Below are 13,569 nucleotides of genomic sequence, written 5' to 3'. Positions count from 1 at the left end.
AAATTCATTTATATAACTCACCCCAAAATTTTAATTTTTGTTTATCCATATTTTCTCTGGAATATTTTTCTCTTATAAATAAACGATTCTCTCTACCCATATTTATTCTAAGCTTCTCATCCTTAGATACTTTTAAGATTAAATCAGATAAAGCTTCTATTTTTTTTGCTTGCACTAAATAATCAGAATTTAGTACCTCTGGTATACCACCGACAAAAGTACCTATACAAGGCATGCCTATTGCCATAGACTCAAGGAGAGAGCGTGGCATCCCCTCAGTATGAGATGGGATTATGTAAAGATCTGAATCAGCAATAATTTTAAAAAGCTTGTCCCGGTCCGTAATAGCACCTAAAAAATCGACATCTACATCTAAGTAGGCAGCTTGTTGACGAAGAGCACCTAGCTGGCTACCGTCACCAATAATCTTTAGCTTAGTCTTTATTTTAATTTTAGATAATGCACTTATAAGATCTTTGTGGCCTTTTTCTCCTTCTAAACGTCCTACAGAAACAAGATTAAACTCCCCTCCATAGCTATAATTTTCTTTTTGAACATTTATTTCATCGATATTGAAACTTGAAAATACATAACTTGGCTTCCTTGTGGAATAAATTGCTTTGCAATCTTCACTGACAAAACTATTTGCCTTAGACAGCAAAGCCTGTTTTTTAGCCAAACCATCCAAGAAATAAGCAAGTAACTTTATATGAATGCCTTTCCCTGCAAACCCTGTTACTCCTTCATATACATTCCCTGGATATTCTCTAAGGTACTGCTTTCTATATAGAACAATAAAAACCCATAATACATTTGAAACATTGCCGCTTCTAAGAATAAAGTAATCTTTTGAATTAACTAAATTAGATGCCCGAAACAATAAACTTGGGAGCTTAAAAATAAAATTTTTTAATCCAACATAATATGGCATAGGTATTACATCGACATTTTCTCCATCAACTCTTTTGTAATCTTGATTTATCGATTCTAAATTCTTAACTCTAGCTATCACTTCAACTTTATCAAAGTATCTTAGATAATCTTTCCAATACAGATAAGGAAACGCTAACCGAGTATAATACTCCCCATTATAGAGGTAAAAACGATGCTCTAAACTTACCCGGACTACTTTAACATTCATTTTTAACACACCAAAACCAATTAATAAAAATCAAATATAACAACATAGATAAAGAATACACACTGCATAAACAAAAATTTTATAAAGCAAAGTCTTCACAAAAAATATATGACTATGAAAACAAAAGCCATATAAAGCTTCCTGCAAGCCAATCACTGCAAAGCAAACCAAAAACTAATCTATTTTATTACATACCTGAAAGCACGCGATAAAAGTCGTCAAACCTCTTTGTGTGTTCAAACCTTTCGCAAGTTTCCTTTTGTAAACTTATGTCTCTCGGAGTGTTATTTAAGTAAAGCTTTTCAAGCGCTTCAGAAAGACCTTCTACATCTAATGGGTCATAAAGCTTATAGTGTTCGCTGGCTGTCTCTCGAATTGAAGCAATATCTGAAGCAACATATGGCAGCCCTAAAACCATAGCCTCAATAAGAGCGTTAGGCTGCCCTTCTGTAATTGATGGGAAAAAATAACAATTCATAGTATTCAAAAAACGAGGGACATCGTTACGATTTTCAAATAAAAATATTCTTTCATTAAGCTGTTTTGAAACTACTGATGACCGAAGGTTCTCCAAGACACCATTTCCGCATAAAATAAAATATATATCTTGATACTTTTTCAGTAAAATCTCGGCAACGGCTAAGATTGTAGAATGGTTCTTAGCCTCATTAAAACGGCCTGTGTGGCCAATGACAAATGCTTGGTCAGATATGCCAAAATCCTTTCTTAAATTTCCACTTTCTGCAAGTAATTCATAAGAGTTTAAACCGTTGCGAATTACAGAAAAACGCTTGTCGCTTTTCCACTTATTGGTATAAAAATAATTTAGACCCGCTTCAGAATTCGCGATTATATTAGTAGCACTTTTATTTACAGTAAATTTCAAAAAGTTACTAAAGGTGTTTTTTAAAAGACCTTTCTTAAATCGGTCAGATGAGTTTCGGTAAGAAGCAACACGCTTTTTCACCCCTGCAAAACGAGAAAACAAAAGAGGTAATGCTGAGAAATTCCCTGTAAAATCACAAACTGCATCGATTCTATTTTTCTTTATGAAAAAAGCTAATTTTATATGTGAAAATAAATTAAGAGCTCCTAACTTACCTAGGACAATGTGAACATTATTTATTTTTCGGTATTTTTCTTCAAGTTGCCCTGCATTTCCACTTTTACAATAAACATAAACACCATCAAAACTGCTATGCTTTTCATATAGAAAGCGCAAGAGATAGTTTTCCAACCCCCCACTATCAAGAGTAGAAACAAAAAAAATTACATTTTTAATTCTCATAAATTTATATCCATATGGCTAATACGACAGCATAAGAAAAACATATTAAAGAGAAAAAGTTACTACCCCCTAAAATCACTCAACTAAAGATATATCAGCATTTGAAGTCGTCAAAATTTCATACAATGACCAGACACCTGAACTATATGATGCTGCTATATTATCCCTTATAACGACAATATCTACCACGAATCCTAAAAAATAAAAAACAGAAAAAAGCAAAAAATTAACATTAGTGCCCGCACTTTCTCTTTTGGTAGATAAATAGAACACATAAGGTACAAACAATATCTTTAGAAACAGAGCATATCGATAAAATGCTGTATCTATAAATGACACAAAGCAAACAACAAAAACAAGATTAACTATAAACGCATAATACTTACTATTTCTCTCATAGTTAAAAAACAAAAACACCATCAAATAAAACAACCACAAATGCCTTAAAAAACTTAGAATTTTTGCATTAAAACTACTTTCTATATCTTCCTGCATATATAAGCTTGCTTTATTTAAGTAACTTTCAGGCAAAGTTAAAAAACTTAAAATACTTTCAAATGATTCTTTTGCCACTGATGTCCCAAAAAGCAAAAGCAATGAAACAAACAAAATTAAAGATATAACAACTCTTTTGTAATTTACCACCGAAAAAAGAGCCGCAAATATTAAAAGAATGAAACTATAATGCGTAAGCGCTGAAGTTAAAAATAAACAAAAAACTAGCCACAACCTTCTGTCATCTGCAAATAAAAAATACACTCCCCAAACAAAAATACTGCCAGCAAAAAGGAAACGCACCCCAGAAAATATACTGGGCAATGAAACAGAAAAAACAACAAAGAGAACAGTAAAAATACCAAACAAAAACTTTTTGTTAGACATTTTTGAGCACTGCAATTTAATAAAACAAAAATACAAATAAATCGTAACAAAAGTTATAAAAAAGAAAAAATAATTAACACCAAGACCCAACTTTGAAAACGCAAAGTTAATACCATCAAAAACAAAATCAGGCCTTTTCACAGTTACGAAATAGTTTATCAACTCTTTAAAATCGTAACCAGAAAACAAATCAAACCTTTCAATATACCTTTTTTTATCATTAGTTATATTAGGTATATACTTAAAACTCAGCAAGGCATAAAGAGCTGAAATCAACAACACCATCCCTTTATTGACATTATTAAACAACTGAATCAATATCAATGGAATAGAAAAAATAGGTGAGAATATAAAAAATATATAGGTTATTAATGTGTTTTTATTAATTATCACGGGCTTCATTATTATTCAAACTATCAATTAAACTTTCAACCATCCACTCTTGAGGGTTGAACTCCCCTATTTGCCATTGCAAATTATTATCCCAATACCCTGGGCAAGGGTCATAAAAATCAATAGCAAACCCATAACTTACTTCAACCAAATATGGTTTACCATTATTATCCCAAATAAAATCAAAAGCAGCAGATTGCGAACATAGCCGTTCATTAACTTCAAACGCAATCTTTATACAGTTAATATCAATACTTTCTTTATCAAAGACTTTCACTCCACTACCTGAAGCTCGAAAATCGCCCTCACGTACCATTCTTTTAACTGCGAAAGCTTTATTATCAATAACAATAACTCTTAAGTCAGAATCATTATTTTCTATAAAATCTTGAAAATATACATAACCGCTTTCACGATGATGCTTTCTTGCAAAACTACTTGATATAAATAGTTTAGCAAATGCTTTTAATAGCTCTTTTCCACTCTCCTGTTTTGATAGATATTTTGCAAGTTTATCTTTAAGATTATTTAACTTATCAAACTGGGAAAAGCCTCGACCAAAGGATTTATTTATAACTTTATATGCCTCACGCTTATTATTAATAAGCCGTACGTTCGCGGAGCCCGCCCCTCCCTTAAGTTTAAATACTTTTGGGTAATTGATACTTTTAGCCCAAGCTAGAGCATTAGCTTTATCGTAAAAAACGTAACTTGGTACAACAGGTGCGCCTATTGCTTCAAATAAATACTTTTGCGCTACTTTATCATCAAAGTGCCATCCAGTACGAAAATTTGGAAATACTTTGATACCGGCATGCTCCAACGCAAAGAGAATCTTCTTTGCCGCAATTACATCTTTTGCATCACCATGATGATGATGCCACATAAATGCTGCGCAGCCTTTAATCTGCTCTATAACATTAGACTCAAAAGCGTTTACAACTTTATAGCTAACATTATTTTTTTCACAGTAATCAATCCAGCGTTCAGAAAAACTTCCCTTTCTATGGTGTATAGCTATTTTCATATAGCCCTCTTATTATTTTTTCTCAATAGATATGATTTATAAGTTATTGCTAAACCGAGAATAGCTCTAGTTACAGTAATGGTTATAGCAGCCCCAATGAACCCATGGTAATAAATCAATGGGAAAGAGATAATAAAACCAATTATTGAACTTGCAATCGTTAAATTCCTTAACTCCCTTTCATAACCCTTTATAAGCATGTAGTTTGTTCCATATATACTTATCAATGATGTAAAAATTATCGAGAGGGACATTATTTGCAATACCGGCACTGCCTCATAAAACTCCTCGGTGAAAAAGAAACCAATAATAGTTGGAGCTAACAAAAGCAATAGTAAAACAGCCACTACAGAGACAAGTAAATGCAACTTTGTATATATATCATGCTTATTAATTTTCCGTGATAAGAAAGGAAAAAACACACGAGAAATTACATTCATGAACTGCTGACTAATATTTACAAATTTACTACCCGCATCAAGCAGGCCATTTGCTACAGTTCCACCAAAGAAGCCAAGCAAGACTACTGAAAAACTGTTATACAAATTAGGCATAAGATTATTAACAAAAACATCCGTACTGTCTTTTATTGTTTTTAATATAACTGGAAAATTTGGTCGGCGTACTTTAATTTCCCATCTCACAGTAATTAGGTACATAGCCCCCAAACCAGAGACCATGTACCCTAAAGATATGAATAACGGCTGTAAAATAAAATCAGATTTCTCTTTTATAAAAACAAAAACTAACGCAGTAAACAATGTTTTAGACGCAATGTTAAATATTGTAATAAACTTCATTCTTTCCATTGCTTGAAAGAACCATTCAGGGAAGAATATTTGCCCTGGGACAATTAAAAATGTGACAAAAAGAATTTTTTCATTTTCAGTAAAATAAGGTACAACTTCGATTAATAACAACAAGAGCAACAGAGACATAAGACTTAAGAAAACTCTTGCCCAAAGGACATTTGAAAAAATTTCAGATACTTTATCTAGGTCCTCTCTATTTCTAGAAACATCCCGTGTTGCCGTATAATTAAATCCCCAGTCAGTAATCGTTTTAAACCAAACCATTACTGCGGCCGCGAAAGCAATTTTACCAAAGCCTTCGACACCAACAACCTTTGCAAGATATGGGATGGTTAGTAGTGGGAATATATAGCTAGTAAACTGAAGTAATATCATATACTTAAAATTGCTAGCTAAAACTTGGCCATCCTTACTCTTATCTAATTTTTTTTTAAAGCTTTTGATTTGGTTTAGCATTTAATTTAAAAAACCTACATACCAAGGCATTGCTTTACTAATACCTTGTAAAATTTTGTACTCAGGAACATACCCCAAATTATTAACTGCTTTACCGACATCAGCCTGAGAATGGCGAACATCCCCGGCTCTAAAATCACGATAAATTGGCTCTTGAGTGTGCTCTACATCACTCTCTTTAAGTGCCGTCTGTATTGATTTATATAAATCATTAAGTGTTGTTCTGTCACCCACAGCTACATTATAAACATTATCTTTAGCTTCATCAGGTGCAGTGGCTGCAAGAATATTCATTTGCACTGTGTTTTCTATAAAGCAAAAGTCACGACTAGTTTCACCATCGCCATTAATGTAAACATCTTCCCCTTTTATCATGGCCGCAGTCCATTTAGGAATAACCGCTGCATAAGCGCCATTGGGATCCTGTCGTTGACCAAATACATTAAAATAACGTAAGCCAATTGATTTAAAGCCGTAGGTTCTAGCGTAAACACCTGCGTAAAGTTCGTTTACATATTTAGTTACAGCATAAGGCGATAGTGGATTACCTATGTTCTCTTCCACTTTAGGTAAAGCTGGATGATCACCGTAAGTCGAGCTGCTTGCTGCATAGGTAAAGCTTTCCACGTTGGCTTCTTTCGCAGCTTGGAGCATATTCAAAAAGCCCGTGATATTGGCAGCGTTGCTGGTAATTGGATCTGCGATTGATCTGGGCACTGAACCCAGTGCGGCTTGGTGTAAAACGTAATCAACGTTACTTACAGCAGTTTCACAAGTGGCGTAATCTCTAATATCACCTTCAATAAAAGTAAACCGCTGCCACTGCTCTGTAGTCACTAGGCTTTGTACTTCATCTAAATTATGTTGGTGGCCCGTGGCAAAGTTATCTAGTCCTATTACTTTTTGGCCTAGCTTTAATAGCGTTTCAAGTAGATTGGAGCCTATAAATCCAGCCACACCAGTGACTAGCCAGACTTTTGGATTGTTTTGTAGTTCAGCTTTAACTTCTTCGTAACGAGACATGAGAAACTCTTCGGGTTTTCAGTTCAAAAAATTAAAAAGGGTTATTAACAAACCCTTTTTCTCGGCTAAGGTCCGCTTTTTATAGGCGGATATCCACGGCTTGTTTTGGTAGCACATATTTTAAGTCGTACAATACGTGCTCCTTTTTGCCTAGTTTTTTGATTTCCTCAGCACCAAGCTCTTTAAACTCATTGTGACCTACAGCGAGAATAATCGCATCGTAGTGGCCTTGCTTGTGTTCAGAAGTCAATGAGAGACCATATTCATGTTGTGCTTCTTCATTTGAACACCAAGGGTCTACAATATCTACGTTGATATTGTATTCACTAAGCTCTGTAATAATATCCACTACTTTGGTATTTCTAAGATCTGGGCAGTTTTCCTTAAAGGTTAATCCCATCACCAAAACATTTGCACCTTCTACCTGAATGCGTCTTTTCAGCATTTTTTTGACTAGCTCAGATACAACATGTTTACCCATACCATCATTTAGACGACGCCCGGCCAAGATCATCTCAGGATGATAACCAACACTTTGTGCTTTATGGGTTAAATAATATGGGTCAACGCCAATGCAGTGTCCACCCACTAAACCTGGGCGGAATGGTAAAAAGTTCCATTTAGTACCTGCCGCTTCAAGTACTTCAAGAGTGTCGATATTGAGTTTATTAAAAATAATAGAAAGCTCGTTTATCAAGGCAATGTTTACATCACGTTGAGTGTTTTCTATTACCTTGGCCGCCTCTGCAACTTTAATTGAGCTCGCTTTATGTGTACCTGCTGTAATAATTGACTTGTACAACTGATCTACAAACTCGGCAACGTCAGGTGTTGAACCACTAGTTACTTTTAAAATATTGGTTACTCGGTGCTCTTTATCACCTGGATTAATTCGCTCAGGTGAGTACCCAGCAAAAAAGTCTTGATTAAACTTAAGACCAGAAACTTGCTCTACAACAGGTAAGCATGCTTCTTCTGTTGCACCAGGATATACAGTGGACTCATAAACAATGATATCGCCCTTGTCGACGACCTTTCCTAGCATTTCACTGGCTTTAATTAGTGGTGTTAAGTCAGGCTGTTTGTGATTATCTATTGGAGTAGGTACAGTTACGATGTATAGATTGCACGCTTTAAGATCGCCTACGTTATAAGAGTATTGCAAGTGTGGTGCTTCTTTTAGCTCTTCATCACTGACTTCTAGCGTTGAGTCATGCCCTGCAAGTAATTCATTTACTCGGTTTTGGTTAATATCAAAACCAAGTGTTGCATATTTTTTTCCAAATTCTACCGCTAGAGGAAGGCCGACGTAGCCTAGCCCTATAACACCAATTTTTACTTTATTTAAATCCATATACATCTCGCTTGGTGAATGTTTAATTTTGATTTCTTTAGAAGAAAGTTAAGGAATATGTCCGACCGCTCTTGTCGTTTTATTTGGCCGCAATTTTAATTTTTGTTACGAGTCGCGACGTAAAGTCGCTGCTACGGGTCGTAACGTAAAGCCGTTCTACGAGTCGTAACGTAAAGTCGTTGCTACGAGTCGTAACGTAAAGTCGCTGCTACGAGTCGTAACATAAAATCGTTGCTACAAGTCGCGACATAAAGTCGTTGCCACGAGTCGCGACGTAAAGTCGCTGCTACGAATCGTAACGTAAAGCCGTTCTACGAGTCGCGACATAAAGCCGTTCTACGGGTCGCGACATAAAGTCGCTGCTACGAGTCGTAACGTAAAGTCGTTCTACGGGTCGCAGCATAAAGCCGCTGCTACGAGTCGTAACGTAAAGCCGCTGCTACGAGTCGTAACGTAAAGCCGTTGCTACGGGTCGCGACATAAAGTCGCTGCTACGAGTCGTAATGTAAAGTCGTTGCTACGGGTCGCGACATAAAGTCGCAGCTACGAGTCGTAATGTAAAGTCGTTGCTACGAGTCGCGACATAAAGTCGCTTATACGAGTCGTAACGTAAAGCCGCTGCTACGGTCGTAACATAAAGTCGTTGCTACGGGTCGCGACGTAAAGTCGCTGCTACGGGTTGCAGCGACATAACCTGCTATGCTTTATCTGATTTGTACTCGTAGTTGTAGTAGCCGTAGTAACCATAGGCATTAGTTGATTTACGAACAACACCGTTGAATACCACCCCTTTTACATCAATACCATTTTGCTCAAAACGATTTCGTGTAATTTCTAGCTCTTTTGCATGGTTTTGACCAAAACGGGTTACTAGTAATGTTGTGCCTGCATGCGCACTCACAATAGCAGGGTCTGTTACCGCTAAGATTGGAGGGGTATCAACAATAACTAAGTCGTACATTTTGCTCACTTCACCAATCAACTTGCTAAAGTTTTCATGCATTAGTAGCTCTGAAGGGTTAGGCGGTATTTGGCCTCGGGTCATTACTTGCAAGCCTTCAACTTGGCTTGGCTTAATCACCTGCGCTAAATTCAATCGGCCAGAGAGGTAATCACTTAAACCGTCATCCCATTTCATGCCAAACTGAGTTTGCAGGTAGCCTTTACGCATATCAGCGTCAATAACAAGAATGCGTTTGCCACTTTGTGCCAGCACAGTGGCAAGGTTTACGGTAATAAAGGATTTACCCACGCCAGGACTTGGGCCTGAGATAGCAATAACATTGTTTTTTGCTTCTAGCATAGCAAAGTGCAAGCTAGTACGGAGGCTACGTAGCGCCTCAACGGAAAGGTCTGCAGGGTTATCCATGGCAAGTATCGATTTTGCCTTTGCCACTTTGCCCTTGCGCGCCTTTGCAAAACCTGTGAGTTTTACTTGGTACTCTGAGAATGGCACGCTGGCGTATACTGGCAAACCTAATGCTTCTATTTCCGCTGGGTCTTCAATACCTTTATGCAGCGCTTTTTGCACCAGTACAATCGCAACGGCTAACATTCCACCCAACATGGTTGCCATCACAACGATTAGTGCTTTTTGAGGTTTGACTGGCTGAGTAGTATTTACCTCTGCGTAGTCCACTATGCGAACGTTACCTACCGTACCCGCACGCACAATATCTAACTCTTGCGTTTTACCCAAAAGCAGCGTGTAGATTTCGTTATTTACTTCTACATCACGCTTTAAGCGTAGCAGCTCGCGCTGAGTCTCTGGTAAGCCTTGTACTTCACCAGCTAATTCGTTGCGTTGGCGCTTTACGGTATCAATTTGCTCTACCACACCGCGGTAAGAGGGGTGTTCACGTTTAAATTTACGGCCAAGTTCTAAACGCTTTAGCTCTAACTCTTGTAGTTTAGTTTCTAGTTTTACAATTTGTTCTAAAACGCCCTGTGTTTCTAGGCTAATATCAATAGATTCTTGGCGAATTTGGTAGTCATTAAAGGCTTTTTCTGCACGCTCTAGGTTACGTTTAACTTCTGGAAGCTGCACCTCTAAAAACTCAAGAGACTGCTGCGCCTCCGCGCTATTACGCTCTACGTTGCGACGCACATAAATACCAGCCACTTTATCTAACACTTTTTCTGCATATTCAGGACTAGCACTCTGAAGTGCCAAGTTAATAATACCTGAGTCCTTCCCCTTCTCAGACGCTGATATTGCACTTTGCAGATCTAAAATCGTCTGAAGACGGTTACGTTTAACGATTGAAAACTCGGTCTCTGGACGTGCTATCAAAGTCTTAATGGTCAGCTCAAATTGACCTTGCTTTACTTCTTCGCCCACTTTACCTGCAAGTACTTCGTCACCATCACTAGTTAATAATGCAAATGACTCTTCAGCCCTAGCTTGTAAAATAAAAGAAGTACCTATGGCACTACTTGGCACTTTAAATCGGTGTATTTCAACTTGCTCACCGCCCCACGCATAAGAGCTTGCGCCAAGGCTTGACTCTGCTACTTCGCCTTCACTTTGTGCAACAAATTTACGGAAGCTGCGGCCACCAAATAGTGGAAATAGTTTTGGCTCAACAACGGTATCTAAATTTAATGTATCGACCGCTTCACCAATGACGCTTCTAGATTTTAGTAGCTCAATTTCGGTTACTGCGGCAGAGGTACTTTCAAACATACCAGACATATCATCAAAACCGGGAACAGAACCGCCCTTTTCCTCTACCTGTACCATTGCAGTTGCTTGGTAGATTGGCGTGCTAAATATTGCGTAGGCTATACCTAACAGCATAAATAGTGCAGTAATGCCTGCGATAAAAAACTTAGCATCTAATAATGCGCCAACTAGCGCCATTAAATCGATTTCTTGCGTCTCTTCTTTTGATGACTTTTGGTTAGAGATAAGATTTGGCTGAGCATTCATATACTCACGGATCCTTATAAATACTGTTGCCAAGCGCCACAGGCGCTATCGATAAGCTCATAAACATGCTCAAACGCTTCACGTGATTGGCGATACGGATCTGGAATTTCTTTATCGCCAATCCATTTACCAAGTAAAAAGGTTTTGCCACGAGCTTGAGGGTAACGGCTGCATAGGTCAGTTAAATGCCTTTGCTCCATTACGAGGATGAGACTATTTTGTGCGACCAAGGTACCAGTTAACTGGCGACCTTGGTGCTCACTCATGTCGATTCCTTGTTCTTTCGCCAACTCCTGCGCTAATGCATCAGCGGCTTTTCCTTCTAGGGCGGTTAATCCAGCTGACGAAACAGCTACATTTTTGCCACTTAGTTTGTTTTTTAGCAGATACTCTGCCGTAGGACTGCGGCAGATGTTACCTGCACAAACCATTAAAACACTATCAAACATGAGTACTCACAATTACTGATTTTCTATATCTTGAATCGCATCCACTGTAGACAGTGAAGGCAATAATAAACTGATAACTTTGTTCCAACGAGCAAGTGGCGCGCTAGTCACATACACAATATCTTGTGGCTCAAGTTCAAACTGTTCAGCAAGTACTAAAGAGGCTACGTTTTTAGCATGTAGCTGATATACATCTGCAAGCACACCATCTTTTTGCAGGTCGCGCTTACGCAAGACAAAAACACCGTTTGCGTCTGCTGTACGCTCGTTAAAGCCACCAACATCCGTTAGCGCTTCAGCTAGGCTTAAACCATAGCGGTTTACGTCTACTTTGCCCGCTTTAATCACATCACCCAACACATACACGTTGCGTTTATCATTACGACTTACGTGTACAATATCACCGTGTCTAAGTAAGCGGTTTTGTGAAATATCACCTTCGGCATAAAAATCATCGAGTTGAATAACTTCAGTTTTGTCACCACGTGTAAAGGTTACCGTTTCCCAATCTGCGCTTTCTGTTAAACCGCCGGCTTGGTTGATAGCATCAATGAGTGTCACTGGAGTTTCTGTGATTGGATACACACCAGGTTTTGTAACTTCACCAGTTACATATGCTTTTTGGCTTTTAAAACCAACCACTTTTACGTCGATTTGCGGCTCTTCAATAACACGACTTAGCCTTTTTGCAAGGTCAGTTCTAAGCTCGGTTACTGTGCGACCAGCAGCAGGAACCTTTGGCGCATAAGCAAAGTTGATTGTACCATCGGCTTGAACACGGAAACCGTCAAACTCTGCTGTTCGTTGTACAGCTGCTGGAATGGTGAGTTCAGGATGATCCCACACACCAATGGTGATTACATCACCTACGCCAAGACGATATTCATAATTTGAAACATCAATACCCGCGAGCGACGAGTGATCAATTTGTTTCGCTCGTTTGATTTTATGTTCTTGCACCAATTGCGAGTCGATAATATGAATATTTACTTTTTCAAGATCTCGCTCAAGGTTTGCAGTTTGTTCACCAGAACCTATTCCTTCGAAATGGCCACCTGGAACGAGTGTACAGCCACTCATTGCAAGTAATACAGTTGAAGCAATGATAGTTTTACAGCGTAGCGCCATTGTATCTTCCCAAAAGTGTTTATAGTCTTTTCTTTTAATTACTTTTATTGCCTTTTACTTAATAACGTATAGACAACAGAAATTTCGTGGGCTAATTAAAGCATGCACGATTGTTAATCGCAAGTGAGTACTAGGTTTTGCAGCTGTTCTCACTCTTAGTTCCGTGTTTTATCTGCTATGTGATAAGAATTTGTGTCTTAATCCCGCAAATTTTCACCTGAGCCCTTTATTTAGCACAACCCGTTTTATTCACCATTTCGCAACTAACACACTAAATATAGAACGAAGAGCTAATTAATACAGTCTCACTAAGATAGAACGTCTATTCATCTACCATCTAGGGACACAACTGCCTGACTCAACCCTTCTCAATATATTTAGGCACGCTTCCGCCCTTAGGTTGCAGCTCCTAAATGCTGTTCTAGTTTTTATTTGTTGTGCTTCGGCCGCAAATATATCTCAAGATGATGTATCTACACTTAACTTAACGCACCCAAATAAAGTGCCGCTCAGCTAACAGCCATAGCTTTGTGCTTTTACAGTAGCTTGCTGCTGTGTTATCCAGCTAATTTACTATTCTTAGTAGAATCAAAGTTGCAGAGTAAATCCAGCCTACAGGGGCCAAATCCACTCACACCGTTCTGTTTTTGCTCTTTTGAGTAGAGAAGGTTTAAATTTCAACTT

10 protein-coding genes are annotated in these 13,569 nt (G+C 37.9%); all 10 read right to left on the bottom strand.

Annotation, left to right across the window (positions count from 1 at the left end; all coding sequences use genetic code 11):
- Window positions 1-4: 4 nt before the first annotated feature.
- Window positions 5-1,141 carry a glycosyltransferase family 4 protein gene (locus PNC201_RS02810; protein ID WP_102056102.1) on the bottom strand — a complete coding sequence of 379 codons (1,137 nt, stop codon included), beginning with the start codon at window positions 1,139-1,141 and terminating at the stop codon, window positions 5-7.
- Between the two features lie 187 nt (window positions 1,142-1,328).
- Complete coding sequence (locus PNC201_RS02805; protein ID WP_102056101.1) at window positions 1,329-2,429, bottom strand: glycosyltransferase; 1,101 nt, start codon at window positions 2,427-2,429, stop codon at window positions 1,329-1,331.
- A 75-nt stretch (window positions 2,430-2,504) separates the two neighbouring features.
- On the bottom strand, window positions 2,505-3,704 hold the full coding sequence (locus PNC201_RS02800) for an EpsG family protein (protein WP_158299101.1): 1,200 nt from the start codon (window positions 3,702-3,704) through the stop codon (window positions 2,505-2,507).
- Window positions 3,694-4,731: an ATP-grasp domain-containing protein gene (locus PNC201_RS02795; protein ID WP_102056099.1), complete on the bottom strand. Its 1,038-nt coding sequence runs from the start codon at window positions 4,729-4,731 to the stop codon at window positions 3,694-3,696. The genes PNC201_RS02800 and PNC201_RS02795 overlap by 11 nt, the downstream gene beginning before the upstream one ends.
- Window positions 4,728-5,999 (bottom strand): flippase, encoded by a 1,272-nt coding sequence (locus PNC201_RS02790; RefSeq protein ID WP_102056098.1) that lies wholly within the window; start codon window positions 5,997-5,999, stop codon window positions 4,728-4,730. The genes PNC201_RS02795 and PNC201_RS02790 overlap by 4 nt, the downstream gene beginning before the upstream one ends.
- On the bottom strand, window positions 6,000-7,022 hold the full coding sequence (locus PNC201_RS02785; RefSeq protein ID WP_102056097.1) for an NAD-dependent epimerase/dehydratase family protein: 1,023 nt from the start codon (window positions 7,020-7,022) through the stop codon (window positions 6,000-6,002).
- Window positions 7,023-7,101: 79 nt separating this feature from the next.
- Window positions 7,102-8,376: a Vi polysaccharide biosynthesis UDP-N-acetylglucosamine C-6 dehydrogenase TviB gene (gene tviB, locus PNC201_RS02780; RefSeq protein ID WP_199539676.1), complete on the bottom strand. Its 1,275-nt coding sequence runs from the start codon at window positions 8,374-8,376 to the stop codon at window positions 7,102-7,104.
- A 697-nt stretch (window positions 8,377-9,073) separates the two neighbouring features.
- Window positions 9,074-11,308: a polysaccharide biosynthesis tyrosine autokinase gene (locus tag PNC201_RS02775; protein WP_102056095.1), complete on the bottom strand. Its 2,235-nt coding sequence runs from the start codon at window positions 11,306-11,308 to the stop codon at window positions 9,074-9,076.
- Between the two features lie 14 nt (window positions 11,309-11,322).
- A complete protein-coding gene (locus tag PNC201_RS02770) occupies window positions 11,323-11,757 on the bottom strand; it encodes a low molecular weight protein-tyrosine-phosphatase (RefSeq protein ID WP_010605767.1) in 435 nt (144 codons plus the stop codon).
- Window positions 11,758-11,769: 12 nt separating this feature from the next.
- Window positions 11,770-12,885 carry a polysaccharide export protein gene (locus PNC201_RS02765; protein ID WP_010605768.1) on the bottom strand — a complete coding sequence of 372 codons (1,116 nt, stop codon included), beginning with the start codon at window positions 12,883-12,885 and terminating at the stop codon, window positions 11,770-11,772.
- Between the last annotated feature and the right edge of the window lie 684 nt (window positions 12,886-13,569).

The sequence above is a fragment of the Pseudoalteromonas sp. NC201 genome, from assembly GCF_002850255.1.
Taxonomy (GTDB): domain Bacteria; phylum Pseudomonadota; class Gammaproteobacteria; order Enterobacterales; family Alteromonadaceae; genus Pseudoalteromonas.
This window is presented reverse-complemented; position numbering and strand designations above follow the sequence as displayed.

What these genes read in the sequence shown, in the direction of transcription:
- PNC201_RS02785 (WP_102056097.1), bottom strand. Translation starts at nt 7,022, where the DNA reads ATGTCTCGTTACGAAGAAGTTAAAGCTGAACTACAAAACAATCCAAAA.
- PNC201_RS02765 (WP_010605768.1), bottom strand. Translation starts at nt 12,885, where the DNA reads ATGGCGCTACGCTGTAAAACTATCATTGCTTCAACTGTATTACTTGCA.
- PNC201_RS02810 (WP_102056102.1), bottom strand. Translation starts at nt 1,141, where the DNA reads ATGAATGTTAAAGTAGTCCGGGTAAGTTTAGAGCATCGTTTTTACCTC.
- PNC201_RS02775 (WP_102056095.1), bottom strand. Translation starts at nt 11,308, where the DNA reads ATGAATGCTCAGCCAAATCTTATCTCTAACCAAAAGTCATCAAAAGAA.
- PNC201_RS02770 (WP_010605767.1), bottom strand. Translation starts at nt 11,757, where the DNA reads ATGTTTGATAGTGTTTTAATGGTTTGTGCAGGTAACATCTGCCGCAGT.
- PNC201_RS02790 (WP_102056098.1), bottom strand. Translation starts at nt 5,999, where the DNA reads ATGCTAAACCAAATCAAAAGCTTTAAAAAAAAATTAGATAAGAGTAAG.
- tviB (WP_199539676.1), bottom strand. Translation starts at nt 8,376, where the DNA reads ATGGATTTAAATAAAGTAAAAATTGGTGTTATAGGGCTAGGCTACGTC.
- PNC201_RS02795 (WP_102056099.1), bottom strand. Translation starts at nt 4,731, where the DNA reads ATGAAAATAGCTATACACCATAGAAAGGGAAGTTTTTCTGAACGCTGG.
- PNC201_RS02805 (WP_102056101.1), bottom strand. Translation starts at nt 2,429, where the DNA reads ATGAGAATTAAAAATGTAATTTTTTTTGTTTCTACTCTTGATAGTGGG.